Source organism: Helicobacter ganmani (assembly GCF_003364315.1).
Classification (GTDB): Bacteria; Campylobacterota; Campylobacteria; order Campylobacterales; family Helicobacteraceae; genus Helicobacter_D; species Helicobacter_D ganmani.
Window position 1 is genome coordinate 36,092 of sequence record NZ_NXLS01000001.1, and the last position, 15,522, is coordinate 51,613.

The following is a 15,522-nucleotide window of genomic DNA, read 5'->3' on the forward strand; positions in this document are numbered from 1 at the left end:
GTATAATTATGGATGAAATGCAAGAGATACTAGAGGATTTTCTAATTGAAGCGTTTGAAATGGTTGAGCAACTTGACCAAGATTTGGTGGAATTAGAAAATAACCCTGATGATTTAGATCTATTAAATAGAATCTTTAGGGTAGCTCATACCATTAAGGGTTCCGGTTCATTTTTGAATTTCTCAGTGCTAACACATTTAACACATCATATGGAAGATGTATTAAACAAAGCAAGACATGGTGAATTAGCAATTACTCCAGATATTATGGATGTGGTTTTGGAATCTATTGACTTTATGAAAAAATTATTAAATGCAATTAGAGACACAGGAACAGATGCCAATACAGGTTTAGATGGTGATATTGCAGGTGTAGTTGAGAGATTAGATGCAATTTCAAAAGGTGAAACTCCACAAGCTGCAGCAGCTCCAGCAGAAGCACCTGCGGCAGTCCCACAAGCTACAGCACCAGAGCCAGCCGCAGATGAGCCAGAGCCAGACTATGCCAATATGTCTCCTGAAGAAGTGGAAAAAGAGATTGAAAGATTGCTTAATAAACGACAAGAAGAGGATAAGAAAAAACGCGAAGAAAAACGTGCAAAAGGTGAATTAGGTGATGTGCAAGCACCGGGAGAAGTTGGAGAAGCAGCTGCTCCTGCCGCTCCTAAACCAGCACCTGCAGCTACACCCAAACCTGCAGCTGCTGCTGCGCCAAAGCCAGCTCCTGCTAAACCAGCTGCAAAACCTCGTTCAGGAGGTGAGGAAAGCAAGGCACCAGCTACTGCTATGGAACAAACGATTCGCGTAGATGTTAAACGTCTTGATAGTTTGATGAATCTAATTGGTGAGCTTGTTCTTGGTAAAAACCGACTGATTAAAATCTATAATGATGTGGAAGAGCGCTATGAGGGAGAAAAATTTTTAGAAGAGCTCAATCAGGTTGTTGCAAGTGTATCTATGGTAACTACGGATATTCAACTTGCAGTTATGAAAACAAGAATGTTGCCAATCGGTAGGGTGTTTAATAAGTTCCCTCGTATGGTGCGCGACCTTTCAAGAGACCTTGGTAAAGAAATAGACTTGGTTATCAGTGGAGAGGAGACAGAGCTTGATAAGTCTATTGTAGAGGAAATTGGCGACCCATTAGTGCATTTGATTAGAAATGCGTGCGACCACGGTGTAGAATCCAAAGAGGATAGAGCTGCAGCAGGTAAGCCAGAGAAAGGAACGGTTGAGCTTAAAGCTTATAATGAAGGGAATCATATTGTTGTAGAAATTAAAGACGATGGCAAGGGAATGGATCCAGATGTATTGCGTTCTAAAGCCGTAGAAAAGGGTCTTATTAGTGAGCGTGAAGCGGATTCTATGGCAGACAAAGAAGCTTATGGATTAATTTTTAGAGCGGGATTTTCAACTGCTAAAGTCGTTACCAATGTAAGTGGGCGCGGGGTAGGAATGGATGTTGTTAAAACCAATATTGAAAAACTTAATGGTATTATTGATGTAGAGAGTGTTCATGGCGAAGGCACTACTTTGAAGCTCAAAATTCCTCTTACTTTGGCAATTATTCAATCTTTGCTTGTTGGTGTGCAAGAAGAATTTTACGCAATTCCTCTTGCTTCAGTTATTGAGACAGTTAGAATTTCGCAAGATGAAATCTATACAGTGGAAAACAAAAGTGTTTTACGCTTAAGAAATGAAGTATTGCCACTTGTGCGTTTAGCAGATATTTTTGGTGTGGATTCTGTTTTTGATGATTCAGAACAAGCCTATGTTGTTGTGATTGGTTTGGCAGAAAACAAAATTGGTATTATTGTGGATTTCCTTATCGGACAAGAAGAAGTTGTTATTAAATCTTTAGGTTCTTATTTGAAAGGAACTGAAGGAATTGCAGGTGCAACAATTCGCGGCGATGGTAGAGTAACATTGATTGTGGATATTGCAGCAATGATGCAAATGGCAAAACAAGTCAAAGTGAGTATTAATAAACTCAAAGAAGAAAGTGATACAAAACGTGAGAAAACTTCTCCAAGTGATTATCAAGTCTTAATTGTGGATGATTCTATGACGGATAGAGCAATAATGAAAAAATCTTTAAAGCCGTTGGGCATCACTTTAACGGAAGCGACAAATGGTGTTGAGGCATTGGATATTATTAAAAATGGTGACAAACATTTTGATGCTGTTTTGATTGATATTGAAATGCCTAAAATGGACGGCTATACACTAGCAGCAGAGATTCGTAAATATGCTAAGTTTAAAAATTTACCACTTATGGCAGTTACAAGCCGAACTAGTAAAACCGATAGAATGCGTGGTGTAGAATCAGGAATGACAGAATATATTACGAAACCTTATTCGCCAGAATATTTGATGAATGTTGTCAAACGAAATATTAACCTAACTGTGGAGGTAACAGAATAATGAGTAATCAATTACAAGACGTTTTACAAAAACAACAAGAACAAAAAAAGCCACCTGTTGAGACAGAAAATGTCATTCAGCTCGTTGCCTTTGTGGTTGGTTCAGAAGAATATGCAGTGCCAATTCTAAGTATTCAAGAGATTATTAAACCCTTAGAATATACAAGAGTACCCGGAGTGCCTAATTATGTTCTTGGTGTGTTTAATATGCGCGGATGGGTTGTTCCATTAATTAACTTGCGCCTAAAATTTGGCTTGCCTTACGAAAAACCAACAGAAGACACGCGTTATATTGTGATTCGTAATCAAGAAGAACGTGCCGGATTCGTTATTGATAGATTAACAGAGGCAGTGCGAATTAGAGAATCTGATATTGACCCAACACCAGAGACAATCAGTCAAGATGAAAGCTTGATTTATGGTGTCGGTAAAAGAGACGATAGAATCATTACTATTTTGCGTCCAGAAGAGTTGTTGAAACGCACTTTCTAATATTTTGCCCTTTTTTGGGCTTTGATAGATTTACACTCAATTTTATTTGAGTGCGTTTAACTCTTTTATAATCTGCTAAATTTTTTCAAATTTTTTAATTTTTATTAAATTTATATTTTTTCTTGTATTTTGATTTTTGTTAGCTTTTCATTAAATCACTCAAGCTTTGTTTTGGACTCTTTCCATCTATGATTAATGCGACTTCTTGGGCGATAGGTGTGTAGATTCCATATTTTTGGCTCATTAAGTAAATTTCTTTAGAAGTTTTTACTCCTTCTGCTACTTCCCCAATCTCTTCTAAGACAGCCATTAGAGATTTGCCCGATGCTAATCCGATTCCAACACGAAAATTGCGTGAGAGCATTGAGTTGGCAGTCAAAAATAAATCGCCTGCACCAGATAAACCTAAAAATGTGGAATCTTTAGCCCCAAAGTATTTTCCAAAACGTGTCATTTCTACAAGTCCTCGTGCCACAAGTGAAGAGCGTGCGTTGTTTCCAAGTTTCATTCCTTCACAGATTCCACTTGCAATTGCAATGACATTTTTGTATGCTCCCCCGATTTCACCTCCTATGACATCATTGCACGCATAGGGTTTGATAAAATTTGGAAACAATTGTAACCATTCTTTGGCATAATGAATTTCTTTGGAATGGATATTTAATGCACAAGGAAGAGAATCTTGCACTTCTTTGGCAAAGCTTGGTCCAGCCAAGAAGCAAAGTTTGCTTTGAGGATAAAAAGATTCAAAAATCTCACTCACAAATTGTCCTTGTGCGATTCCTTTGGAGGCAACTAGAATTTTAGAATTTGCTGGTAGGGGTGAGGTTGCAAGCCAAGAATGCAAAGCAGAACTTGCAATCGCAACAATAAAAAATTCGCTCTCTTGTGCGACTTGTGATGAAATTTGCGATTCTATTCCTAAATTTTTGCGTGAAACAATGGAACAATGATTTGTTTTGCTAAAGGCGAGATGTAAAGCCTTTCCCCAAGCTCCACCGCCAAATACACTGATTTTTGGCATTTTTATCCTTTTAAGGTAAAACTAAATAAAAGAAAACTAATTTTAATTCTTTGAAGTTATAATTTTAGTAAAAATATATTAAAATTTCACTTCGTTGAAATCAAAACAAAAGAGCCTTAATAATGTCCCTACAAAATCTAAAAGAGCGTTTAAATGGTTTAAATTTATCCCCCGCATTTGGTTTAATTATTAAAGTAGAACAAGGATTTTTATCAGCAGATGGGCTGATTCCGCATATTGGTGATATTGTGCGAATTGTAGGCGAAGACAATAGCGCAATGGGTATGGTTACAGCATTAGAAAAAGATAATTTTAAAATCACCCCCTTTTCATTTATTGAAGGAATGAAAGTGGGAGATAAGGTTTATCTAAACACTCGCGGATTGCAGATTCCTATTGGTCCTGAATTGCTTGGAAGAGTAATTAATCCGTTAGGAGAACCCATAGATGGCAAGGGGACTTTAAAGGCAGAAGGTGCAATGCCCATTATTCGTCCTCCTATTGCAGCAATGCGACGTGGTATGATTGATGAAGTATTTAGTGTAGGTGTGAAAAGTATTGATGGATTATTGACTTGTGGCAAAGGGCAGAAATTAGGAATCTTTGCTGGCAGTGGAGTGGGGAAATCTACTCTTATGGGAATGATTGTACGTGGCGCAACTGCAAAAATTAAAGTGATTGCACTTATTGGAGAGCGTGGTAGAGAAGTGCCAGAGTTTGTGGAGAAAAATTTAGGTGGGGATTTGACAAATACAGTGTTGGTTGTTGCTACGAGTGATGATTCGCCCTTGATGAGAAAATATGGTGCGTTTGCCGCAATGAGTGTTGCAGAATATTTCAAAGCAAAAGGCGAAGATGTTTTATTTATTATGGATTCTGTAACGCGTTTTGCAATGGCGCAAAGAGAAATTGGGCTTGCGCTTGGTGAGCCACCAACAAGCAAGGGCTATCCACCCTCTGTTTTAACGCTTTTGCCTCAATTAATGGAAAGAGCAGGTAAAGAGGAAGGACATGGCTCTATTACGGCATATTTTACGGTATTGGTGGAAGGTGATGATATGAGTGATCCAATTGCAGATCAAAGTAGAAGTATTTTAGATGGACATATTGTATTGGACCGCTCTTTGACAGATTTTGGAATTTACCCCCCGATTAATATTTTAAATTCTGCTTCAAGGTTAATGGGTGATGTAGCGACTGAAGAGCATATAGAGGCAGCAAGGAAGTTTCGTCGCTTATATTCTGCTATCAAAGAAAATGAAGTGTTAATTAGAATTGGAGCTTATCAGGCGGGAAGTGATAAGGATTTAGATGAAGCCATAGCTAAAAAAGAGAAAATGGAAGAATATTTAAAGCAAAGTTATAATGAGGCAATTAGCTATGAAGAGAGCGTGCAACAATTAATAGAAATTATGCAATAAAATTCTCTAGAACAATGAAGGTAAGTAAAAAAATATTTAACTAAAAAGAATCATAAAAGTTTTTATTTTTTAAGTTATTTATCGTATAATTAAACCCATAAAATTTAATATTTTAAGGAGAAAATTATGGCTGGTTATATTGAATTAACAGAGCAAAACTTTGAGGAAATTATCAAAGAAGGCGTTGTAATGGTAGATTTTTGGGCTCCTTGGTGTGGTCCTTGTAGAATGATAGCTCCTGTGATTGACAATCTTGCATCACAATATGCGGGGAAAGCTAAAATTTGTAAAGTCAATACAGACGAACAACAAGAGCTTGCAACAAAATTTGGAATCCGTTCTATCCCAACAATTTTCTTTTATAAGAATGGAGAAAAAGTTGATGAAATGATTGGAGCAGCTTCCGAGCAGGATTTTAAAGACAAACTTGATGGCTTGCTATAAATAAGTGTTTTTAGGATTTTTGGTTGAGAGGGGGTTTTGGGTATGAAAAAATGCTGTCCAGGACTCCCTATTGCTTTTGTTGTTATCTTTGCGATTGGTGCATTTTTGTATTATCAATATGCTTTTACATCTGTTTCAAAAATTAATTTTAATGAGGATTCTTTCTACCAATATCAAGAAAACACAATGAGTCTTTTTGAGCCAAAATCTTCGCAATATAAATTGTGTTTTTATACTTCCTCTACCCCTCAATCTACAGAGTTTTTAAGAAAAAATACGCAAGAAAACATTATTCTTTTAGCACTTGATTTATATCAGCAAGGAAGAAATGCGAAAAAAGATGTTTATAATCTTGTAGAGTTAAGAATCTCAAGTGTTTTAATGTTGAAATTGATTCATGAATTTGATGTGAGAAGATTGCCGCAATGTTTTTTGCTTAATCAAGAAAGTAAAAATTCCAAACTCTATATTTCTTTAAAAGAGAATGGAATTTATAAGTTGGTTAATTTTAAAGAAAATAAAAATAAGGAGTAAAATATGTTAGAGCTAGCTATTATTGGCGGAGGACCTGCTGGGCTTAGTGCAGGTTTGTATGCGACAAGAGGAGGCTTAAAGGAAGTTGTAATGTTTGAAAAAGGTATGCCTGGAGGACAGATTACTTCAAGTAGTGAAATGGAAAATTACCCCGGAGTAGCGGAAGTAAAAAGTGGATTTGATTTTATGATGCCTTGGCAGGAACAATGTTTTAGATTTGGTTTGAAACACGAAATGGCAGAGGTTGTGCGCGTTAAAAGAAAAGAAAATCATTTTGTGGTTGTTTTAAGTAATCAAAAAGAAGTGGAAGCTAAATCTGTGATTGTCGCAACGGGTGGAAGCCCCAAACGTTCAGGAGTTAAAGGTGAAGATGTGTATTGGGGGAAAGGCGTGAGTTCTTGCGCTACTTGCGATGGATTTTTTTATAAAAATAAAGAAGTGGCAGTGCTTGGCGGAGGCGATACAGCAGTGGAGGAATCCATTTATCTTGCCAAAATTTGCTCCAAAGTTACATTAATTCATCGTAGAAATGCGTTCCGCGCTTCTCCTGTTACATTAGAACGCGCGAAAAATGAAGCAAAGATTGAGTTTTTGACTCCTTATGGAATTGAGGAAATTTGCGGTAATGATTCTGGTGTAACAGGGCTAAAATTAAAAAATTTGGAAGAGGAAACTATAAAAGAAATCAAAGTAGATGGAATCTTTGTATTGATTGGATTTAATGTAAATAATTCGGTTTTAATGCAAGAAGATGGCAGTGCAATTTGTGCAACAAATGAATATGGGCAAGCTATCGTGAATCTTAAAATGGAAACAAACATACCGGGCTTGTTTGTTGCAGGTGATTTACGAATAGATGCTCCAAAACAAGTGGTTTGTGCAGCAGCAGATGGTGCGACAGCAGCACTTGGGGCGATTGAATATATTGAACATCATAAGTAAAAAGGAATTTTTATGTTAGGAATTGGAGTCTTTGGTGCTGGCGGACGTGTGGGTAAATTAGTTGTGGATTTGGCAAAAAAAAGCCAAGAGGTAAAGCTAGAGTGTGTTTATGTGCGTAAAGATTTAGATTTCTCTATTGACCCCGGCGTGTTAATTACTGGTGATTTGAAAGTTTTATTAGAAAGTTCTGCTGTGGTTATTGATTTTACGACAGCAGAAGGCACGCGTGCGTTATTGGAAGTGGCTCTTAATAATCCTAAACCCATTGTAATTGGAACAACAGGATTGGAATCCCACCATGAAAATTTAATCAAAGAAGCTTCCAAGAAAATGCCTATTTTATATGCAAGTAATTTATCATTGGGAGTTGCGGTTTTAAATAAAGCGGTTAAATTGGTAGCAAGTGCTTTGAAAGATTTTGATATTGAAATCGTAGAAACCCATCATCACCATAAAAAAGATTCTCCTAGTGGCACTGCTTTGCGTCTTGCTCAAACTTGTGCAAAAGCTAGAAATTTGGAGTTAGATAAGGTGCGCACAAGTGGTAGAAATGGCAATATTGGCGAGCGTCATAAAGATGAAATTGGTGTTATGGCATTGCGCGGAGGAGATGTGGCTGGGATTCATAATGTCGGATTCTATGGCGAAGGAGAGTATTTGGAGCTAATTCATACTGCTACTTCTCGCGCGACTTTCGCACAAGGCGCTATTAAGGCTGCTCTTTGGTTACAAAAACAGCCAAATGGATTATATAGCATTGAAGATTCTTTGGGATTATAAAAAGTGGAAAATCAGATTGGAAATCAAAACTTAACAAGTCAGTCTTTGAAAACTGAATGGAATGAAGAATGTGCGGTAGTGGGTGTTTATAATGCTCAAAATGCTGCAAGCATTGCGTATTATTCTCTTTTTGCTATGCAACATCGTGGGCAGGAAGCGTCTGGAATCGCAACAAGCAATGGTGAGAAAATTATCACTATTAAAAAGAATGGTTTAGTAACGGAAGTTTTCTGTGATGAGACACTGAATAAACTGAAAGGCTTTAGTGCGGTAGGGCACAATCGTTATTCTACTGCAGGGAATGACTCTATTGCTGATGCACAGCCTTTATTTGCGCGTTATGATTTGGGTGAAATTGCGATTGTGCATAATGGTAATCTCACAAATGCGCGTCAAATCCGCGACGAGCTTATCAAAGAGGGAGCGATTTTCCAAAGCTATATGGATACAGAGAATCTTATTCATCTCATTGCAAGAGCGAAACAAGAAAACTTAATAGATAGAATCAAAGAGGCTGTTTTGCGACTTAAAGGTGCATTTTGCTTTGTCATTTTAAGTCGCAAAAAAATGTTTGTGATTCGTGATAGATATGGATTCCGCCCTTTGAGTCTTGGGGAGATTGTTAATTCTGATGGAAGCAAGGGCTATGTTGTTGCGAGTGAAACTTGCGCGTTTGATTTGGTGGGTGCAAAGTATTTGCGTGATGTGGAGCCGGGTGAAATGTTAATCTTTTCAAAAAATGGTATGGAATCGCAAAGTATTATGCTGCCAAATCCTCATCCTTGCGTCTTTGAATATATTTATTTTGCGCGTCCTGATAGCCGAGTATTTGGACGACTTGTTTATGATATTCGCAAGAATATGGGCGAGGAATTAGCAAGAGAGAATCCCGTAGAAGCCGACCTTGTGATTCCTGTGCCTGATAGTGGTGTTGCAGCGGCACTTGGGTATTCTAGGCAAAGCGGGATTCCTTTTGAGCTTGGAATTATTCGCAATCATTATGTGGGGAGGACTTTTATTGAGCCTACACAACAGATTCGTGAGTTGAAGGTGAAGTTAAAATTAAATCCGATTCGTGAGTTAATTGAAAATAAACGCGTGGTTGTGATTGATGATTCTGTGGTGCGTGGGACGACTAGTCGTCAGATTGTGAAGATTTTGCGAGATTGTGGTGCGAAAGAAATCCATATGAAAATTTCTTCTCCGCCAACGATTTCTCCTTGTTATTATGGTGTAGATACTCCAAGCAGAGAGGATTTAATCAGTGCAAAAATGAGCCACCAAGAGGTTTGTCAGTTTATTGGTGCGGATTCTTTGTCCTTTTTGTCCGTTGAGGGATTGAAGCGGAGTATTGGTGTAGAGAATTATCAATATTGTCAAGCTTGTTTTGATGGCAAATATATTGTTTAAGGGTATAAGAGTGAAACAAATGCTAACCTTTGGGCGATATTGCAAACGTAGATTTGGCAAGCGAGTGCGTAAAGTGCCGATTGCTTTGGCGGGCTTTACTTGTCCAAATATTGATGGTAGTGTGGCACGTGGAGGTTGTATTTTTTGTAAAAACGAAAGTTTCTCTCCAACATTGGACAAAGAGCCAAAAGTTGCCCTTAAAATGAATCCCAAAATGAGAGAGAATCCATTGTTGGAAATGCAACTTCAGCAGCTTCAAAATCAATACGATTGGCAGAGTGCTTTTCATCGCAACAAGTTTGGTGTAGAAAAATATATGATTTATTTTCAGTCTTTCACTAATACTTATGCGCCTTTTGAAACTTTAGAAAAGATCTATACTACTGCATTAAGTTTGCCCAATGTCGTAGGAATGTCCATTGGAACACGCACGGATTCTGTGGATTTGAAATTGTTGGATTTTTTGGGTGAATTAGCACACGCAAGAGGGCAAGAGATTTGGGTGGAATATGGAATCCAATCAGTTTATGATGAAACATTGCACTTTATCAATCGTGGGCACGGCACAGAAAATATGGAATATTGGATTAAAGAAAGTAAGAATCGCGGTTTAAAAGCTTGTTCGCATATTATTTATGGATTACCAAAAGAAACAAGAGAGATGATGTTGCATACTTTAGAATCTGTGATTGCTTGGGGAAGTGATGGAATCAAGATTCACCCGCTTTATATCATTGAAAAAACGATTTTAGCAAATCTCTATGAAAAGGGTGAGTATAAGCCTATTTCTTTAAATGATTATATTGATTTGGTTGTAGAATCTCTCAAAAGGATTCCGCAAAATGTCGTGATTCATCGTGTGAGTGCTGGAGTGCGTAACGATACACTTCTTGCTCCCAAATGGTGTTTTGATAAAAATATTCAAATGCGTGCGATTCGCAATGCGCTAAGAGAAGCGGGGATTGAATATTGATTTTCACATTAAACCTCAAAGGTTGTGGTGCTAAAGAACTCTAAAATTGCTTCGCGCATTAAGGCTGGATTCGTGATAGTATTTACAAGCGTGCGGAATTCGCTTGCGCCTCTTAAGCCCTTGGAATAAGCGTGCAGATTTTTGCGAAACATAATTACTCCATAGTCTCCACGAAAAGCAATTGTGCGATTAAAGTGTTCTAAACTTACGCGTCGGCGTAAATGAACACTTTCCTCTTGTAGTCCCTCTTTGATTTGCGCAAAAATCCAAGGCTTTTCAACTGCCGCGCGTCCAATCATTATGCCATCAGCTCCTGTGTGCCGCAAGACTTCTTGGCTTTTTTGGACGCTATTGATTTCACCATTTGCAATGAGTGGAACTTGCAAGATTCGTTTCATCAAAGCAATGGAATCATAATCAATCCTTTCTTTTTTGTATCCATCTGCTTTGGTGCGACCATGCACGACAACATAATCAATGGGAGTGTCATTGAGGGCATTTGCGATTTCTAGTGGAATCTTCGTGTTAAATCCTAGCCTTACCTTTACGCTCAAATAAGGAATCTCACTTACTTTTCTAATAAGCCTTAGAATCTCTCTTAGCTTGTTTAAGTCTTTTAATAAAGAGCTTCCACTTCCGTGATTGGAGACTTTTGGTGCAGGGCAACCACAATTTAAATCCAAGATTTGAATATCTTCCTTAAAGGTGTTAAGGGATTCTACTGCACGCGCGATAATGCTCATCTCATTACCTGCAATTTGTAAAGCGAAAGGATTTTCAATAGAGGATTTTTCTACCATTTTTAGTGTTTTTTTGTTTTTAAATGCAAGTGCATGCACGCTAATCATTTCGCTTACGGTAATATCCGCACCAAACTTTTTCACAACTTCGCGGAAAGGCAAATCAGTATAACCTGCTAGAGGAGCTAACATAAGAGTGTTTTGGTTAATAATAGATTCCAAAATAGACCTTTAAAAAATTTGTAGAATCTTAACAAAAAACTAACAATAATTGATTAAAATTTTACCCAATGAATCTCAAAGGAGTTTATAATGAAGTTTAAAAAGTTGTTAGCAGTGTTATTTGGTGTAGCAATTAGTATCCCGGCTTTTGCAGATATGGACATACAAGGACAAATTGTTAGTGTCAATAATGCCAACAAAACAATAACAATTTCCGGAATGAATGGTAGCAATATGGTTGTACAAGTTTTTCCTTATACAAAATTAAAAGGCGATGATTGCGGAGTATTTGGCAATGATACTTATCATAATTTTACAGCTTTAAAACCCGGAATGTTTGTTGAGATTGATGGTTATCCTCAAGGGCAAGTATTTGGAGCACAAGAGATAGAGTGGAAGTGCGGTAGAAGAGCATACTAAGGAATCTCTTATGCGAAAGATTTTAATTGGTTTTATCTCGCTATGCTTGGGTATGTCGGTGTTTGGAGATAGTTTTAAACTAGAGGGAATTATTGCAAGCATAGATAATGAAAAAAAAACCATCATTATAGATTCTGTTTATGGGGATTCTGTGGTGGTGCAAGTTTTGCCTAATACAGAAATTGAACTGGATAATTGCGGTGTGTTTGGTATTAGCAAATATGGAACTTTTAAAAATCTATCGCTTGGTGCTTTTGTAGAAGTTAAATTATATTTTCAAAATGCAGCCAATGGAGAGAGAACTAATCCTATTGCCTATGAAATTGAAGTAGAATGCTACAAAAAACGTGCTTATTAAATCAAATGTGCAAACTAGAATCCAAAGGATTTTAGTTTTTTGCAATCACGACTAAGCCAAATTGTGCAAAGTTTTCATATTTTTTTAAATTAGTGATTTGAGGATTTTTAAAGTAGCTATAAACCTTGCAACCATAAAAAGCAATGGTGTGTAACCGCGTATTAAGGGATTCTAAATCGGGTTCTATCAAAATTAGATTTTCTATGCGTTGGTGGAGTTGTAGTTGATTTAGAGCATAGAGAATGGCTTGAGTGCATTGCCCTTGCACACCAATAACACAATAAGCATTTAAAAGAATGGGTGGAACTTTTAAGGATTCAAGATTTAAAGAATTTCCAAAGATTTTCATTTGCTATTTTTGAATTTGCGCGTGAATGAGCTGTCCAATCTCGTGGTATTCTAGCTTTTCATTCACGAGTAAAGAGATTTTGATATGTTCTAGGATTCCGCGATAATTTTTAAAGAATCCCAAACGTTCGTTTTTGCAATCTTCTAGGATTTTAAGTACATCTTCTTCTCTGCCTAGCAAATATTCTCCCATTCCATAGGATTCTACCATTTGACGCGCTAAGGCTTTTGCGGCATTCAGGTCTTCTTTGGCGTGCGAATAACGTTCTTGATAGAGCAATTCAAGTGCTGCGATTCCAGATAAATGGATTTTAATTTTGCTTTCCATTTCGTTTTTACTCAAAAATTCTTTGTCAATAGATTTTAAGCCATCACTCATCAGGGTTGCTTTTTCAAATGGAATCTCCAAAGAATACGCACTAAAAGCTTTTGCGGCTTGATAATAAGCAAGGATTTCTTTTTCCTTGTCGCTAAAGCTTAGTTTTTTGCGCACCCCTAGCATTACCTTATCACGCACATTTAAAATATCCTCTTTGGTAATTGTATCCGAGCCGCGTTTGATAGCGCATAATGCTGCTTCATTGATAAGAGAGGCAAGAGCTGCCCCACTAAATCCCACGCAGAGTTTTGAAATTTCCTCAAAGTCAAAATCACAAGTTTTGTCGCGCGTATGCACTTTTAAAATCTTAATCCTCTCTTGCAAGTCGGGTAGCTCTACAAAGATTCGCCTATCGAATCTCCCACTACGCAACAAAGCGTCATCTAGGGATTCTACATTGTTGGTTGCGCCAATCACAATTACGCCCGAACTATCTTCAAAGCCGTCCATTTCGGTTAAAAGCTGATTGAGTGTTGCTTCGCGTTCATCGTTGCGCATTCCACCTCGCGCCTTTCCCACCGCGTCAATTTCATCAATAAAAATAATAGAGGGGGCATTGAGTTTGGCTTTGGTGAATAAATCATGGACACGTTTTGCTCCCATACCAACATAAATTTGTACAAAACTTGCGCCGCTTTGATAAAAAAACGGCACTTTTGCTTCCCCAGCTAGTGCTTTGGCAATTAGTGTTTTACCTACGCCAGGAACCCCGATTAATAGCACGCCTTTAGGGAGTTTGACGCCAAAGTCTTGGTATTTTTTGGGGGATTTGAGGTAGTCAATAATCTCCTCTAGTTCGCTTTTGGCTTCGTGAATCCCGGCAACATCATCAAAAGTGAGATTAGAAGTAATAGGTTGAATATAGTGTAGGGCAAAGGTTTCATTGGCAAAAGATTTTGCGACATTCTCATATTCTTTAGAATCCTTACGTTTTCGAGCGTTTGGATTGGAAGTATTTTTTGCTTTTTTAAAGCTTGCAAAAAAGAACAAAATTACCAGTGAGATAATTAGAATCATAATAATTTCTGTTAAATTTTGCACAAAATTGAAATCATTTTTGATTTCCAATGGAACTTTTTGTCCAAATTCTTGCAGATTAATGCTACTTTTGGCAACTTTGTATTCTTTGCCTTCTAAGGTAAAATACAAATAATCTCCCTTAAGGATTGCAACCTTTGGCAGCACGTTTTGCGTAATCGTTTGTAGATTCGTTGCGCTAATTAAAACGGGGTTGCTTTTGAAAAAGAAAGCAACAAACAAGGCAAGTGCTAGGAGAACCGCAAAGATTCCAAAATATAAATTTTTAAATTTCTGCATAATTTTTATCCATTTTTGGGGTGAAATGTGTAATAAGAACCCAACTATCTTTGTAAAGAGGATTTTGTGTTTCTATTTGCATAGGATTGTAGTATTCATCAAAACCTTGCGCAATGTATTTTGGACAAGGGTTTTTATCGCTAGATTCCGCTTTTACTTCTTTGATAAGGACATTTTCAATCAATATATTGAGGGATTTGTGGCGTAATTTGAGATTCTCTCTGAAGTGTAGATTGTTCTTGGCAACTTGAGTTTCAATCTGTTGTTTTCTCTCTTTTGCAATCTTTCCATTGATTCTGTCTTGAAGCAGGGCAGAAGGGGTATTATCGCGTGGGCTATAAATAAAACTATGCAAATGCGTCAAAGGCAGAAGTGAAAAATTGGCAAAAGCTTCTCTCCATATTTCCTCACTTTCTCCGGGGTGTCCTACGATAAAATCACTTCCTAATGCAAAACCTTGATTTGCTAGCAATGTGAAAAGTTCCAAATCTTTTGGAAAAGTATTAAGGCGATTCATTATTTTTAGCATTGCAGGCGCAGTGTGTTGCAAGGCGATATGCAAATGTCGCTCTATTTTGGGGTTTTGTAGAATCTCCAAGAAATGCGTATTGATTTGCGATGGTTCTAAGCTCCCGATTCTAAGACGTTTAAGAGAGGGAATCGCACAAAGTGATTCTATTAAATTTGCAATGTCTTTCCCAAACTCTTTGCCCCAACTACCAATATTTGTGCCTGTTAAGATAAATTCATCAAAGCCTTTTTGGGTAAGTTTTTCCACTTGAGAGATAATCTTTTCTTGCGGAAAACTTCGTGCTTTGCCCCTTACGCTTGGAATAATGCAATACGAACAAGCAAAATCGCAACCCTCTTGGATTTTGATAAATGCGCGACTTTTTCCCACAAAATCGCCTAGAATTTTATTGTCTAAACTCTTTAAATCATCTTCTAAAAAGAAAGATTGCTTTTGTTTTAGAATTGCATTAATATTTTCCTTGTGAGAATGTCCAAAAACACCAAAAACTAAGCCTTTATCTAGGAGATTTTGTCCTTGAGTTTGCACTCCACAACCTGTAAAGTAAATACGTTTTCCCTCGTTTTGCAGACGATGAATATAATTTCTTACGCCACTCTCTGCACCATTTGTAACAGCGCAAGAATTGACGATTACAAAATCACTTTCTTCCTCATATGGTGTTTGGGTGAAATCTTGAAGCGCGTTTATCATCACTTGAGTGTCAAAGAGATTGGTGCGACAACCAAAGGTTTTGAAATAAACTTTTTGTTTTTGCATAAAAG

The 15,522-nt window shown here is 37.4% G+C and carries 16 protein-coding genes; 11 read left to right on the forward strand and 5 right to left on the reverse strand.

Features of this window, described 5'->3' with window-relative positions; genetic code table 11:
* Positions 1–8: 8 nt before the first annotated feature.
* Together CQA43_RS00200 and CQA43_RS00205 are read left to right on the forward strand one after the other, a co-directional pair.
* On the forward strand, positions 9–2,423 hold the full coding sequence (locus CQA43_RS00200) for a hybrid sensor histidine kinase/response regulator (RefSeq protein WP_115550613.1): 2,415 nt from the start codon (positions 9–11) through the stop codon (positions 2,421–2,423).
* A complete protein-coding gene (locus tag CQA43_RS00205; protein WP_115550614.1) occupies positions 2,423–2,914 on the forward strand; it encodes a chemotaxis protein CheW in 492 nt (163 codons plus the stop codon). Before CQA43_RS00200 ends, CQA43_RS00205 begins: the two co-directional genes overlap by 1 nt.
* A gap of 139 nt (positions 2,915–3,053) precedes the next feature.
* Here CQA43_RS00205 and CQA43_RS00210 read toward each other — a convergent pair whose 3' ends face one another.
* The gene (locus CQA43_RS00210; RefSeq protein ID WP_115550615.1) at positions 3,054–3,938 is read right to left on the reverse strand and encodes an NAD(P)H-dependent glycerol-3-phosphate dehydrogenase; all 885 of its coding nucleotides are present in this window, start codon (positions 3,936–3,938) and stop codon (positions 3,054–3,056) included.
* Positions 3,939–4,060: 122 nt separating this feature from the next.
* On the opposite strand from CQA43_RS00210, the gene fliI reads away from it, so the two are divergent.
* The 7 genes from fliI to CQA43_RS00245 all read left to right on the forward strand — a co-directional run bounded on the left by fliI (position 4,061) and on the right by CQA43_RS00245 (position 10,442).
* On the forward strand, positions 4,061–5,359 hold the full coding sequence (fliI, locus tag CQA43_RS00215; protein ID WP_115550616.1) for a flagellar protein export ATPase FliI: 1,299 nt from the start codon (positions 4,061–4,063) through the stop codon (positions 5,357–5,359).
* A 126-nt stretch (positions 5,360–5,485) separates the two neighbouring features.
* On the forward strand, positions 5,486–5,803 hold the full coding sequence (gene trxA / locus CQA43_RS00220) for a thioredoxin (RefSeq protein WP_115550617.1): 318 nt from the start codon (positions 5,486–5,488) through the stop codon (positions 5,801–5,803).
* 42 nt (positions 5,804–5,845) lie between these two features.
* Positions 5,846–6,337 carry a hypothetical protein gene (locus CQA43_RS00225; protein WP_115550618.1) on the forward strand — a complete coding sequence of 164 codons (492 nt, stop codon included), beginning with the start codon at positions 5,846–5,848 and terminating at the stop codon, positions 6,335–6,337.
* Between the two features lie 3 nt (positions 6,338–6,340).
* Entirely contained in the window at positions 6,341–7,279 is a 939-nt protein-coding gene (trxB, locus tag CQA43_RS00230; RefSeq protein ID WP_115550619.1) for a thioredoxin-disulfide reductase, read from the forward strand.
* A gap of 12 nt (positions 7,280–7,291) precedes the next feature.
* The gene (gene dapB / locus CQA43_RS00235) at positions 7,292–8,059 is read left to right on the forward strand and encodes a 4-hydroxy-tetrahydrodipicolinate reductase (RefSeq protein WP_115550620.1); all 768 of its coding nucleotides are present in this window, start codon (positions 7,292–7,294) and stop codon (positions 8,057–8,059) included.
* 45 nt (positions 8,060–8,104) lie between these two features.
* Positions 8,105–9,469: an amidophosphoribosyltransferase gene (gene purF, locus CQA43_RS00240; protein WP_115550913.1), complete on the forward strand. Its 1,365-nt coding sequence runs from the start codon at positions 8,105–8,107 to the stop codon at positions 9,467–9,469.
* A gap of 19 nt (positions 9,470–9,488) precedes the next feature.
* Complete coding sequence (locus CQA43_RS00245) at positions 9,489–10,442, forward strand: TIGR01212 family radical SAM protein (RefSeq protein ID WP_181881595.1); 954 nt, start codon at positions 9,489–9,491, stop codon at positions 10,440–10,442.
* Positions 10,443–10,450: 8 nt separating this feature from the next.
* On the opposite strand, the gene CQA43_RS00250 is transcribed toward CQA43_RS00245, so the two are convergent.
* Entirely contained in the window at positions 10,451–11,374 is a 924-nt protein-coding gene (locus CQA43_RS00250; protein WP_115550914.1) for a tRNA dihydrouridine synthase, read from the reverse strand.
* Between the two features lie 120 nt (positions 11,375–11,494).
* Here CQA43_RS00250 and CQA43_RS00255 point away from each other — a divergent pair, with 120 nt between their 5' ends.
* On the forward strand, positions 11,495–11,824 hold the full coding sequence (locus CQA43_RS00255) for a DUF5666 domain-containing protein (RefSeq protein WP_115550622.1): 330 nt from the start codon (positions 11,495–11,497) through the stop codon (positions 11,822–11,824).
* A 10-nt stretch (positions 11,825–11,834) separates the two neighbouring features.
* Positions 11,835–12,182 carry a hypothetical protein gene (locus tag CQA43_RS00260; protein ID WP_115550623.1) on the forward strand — a complete coding sequence of 116 codons (348 nt, stop codon included), beginning with the start codon at positions 11,835–11,837 and terminating at the stop codon, positions 12,180–12,182.
* Between the two features lie 31 nt (positions 12,183–12,213).
* Here CQA43_RS00260 and CQA43_RS00265 read toward each other — a convergent pair whose 3' ends face one another.
* Genes CQA43_RS00265 through CQA43_RS00275 form a run of 3 tightly spaced genes read right to left on the reverse strand, consistent with a single transcriptional unit; the run spans position 12,214 to position 15,517 of the window.
* Complete coding sequence (locus CQA43_RS00265; RefSeq protein WP_115550624.1) at positions 12,214–12,531, reverse strand: hypothetical protein; 318 nt, start codon at positions 12,529–12,531, stop codon at positions 12,214–12,216.
* Positions 12,532–12,534: 3 nt separating this feature from the next.
* Positions 12,535–14,226 carry an AAA family ATPase gene (locus CQA43_RS00270; protein WP_115550625.1) on the reverse strand — a complete coding sequence of 564 codons (1,692 nt, stop codon included), beginning with the start codon at positions 14,224–14,226 and terminating at the stop codon, positions 12,535–12,537.
* Complete coding sequence (locus tag CQA43_RS00275; RefSeq protein WP_115550626.1) at positions 14,213–15,517, reverse strand: MiaB/RimO family radical SAM methylthiotransferase; 1,305 nt, start codon at positions 15,515–15,517, stop codon at positions 14,213–14,215. The genes CQA43_RS00270 and CQA43_RS00275 overlap by 14 nt, the downstream gene beginning before the upstream one ends.
* Positions 15,518–15,522: the final 5 nt, after the last annotated feature.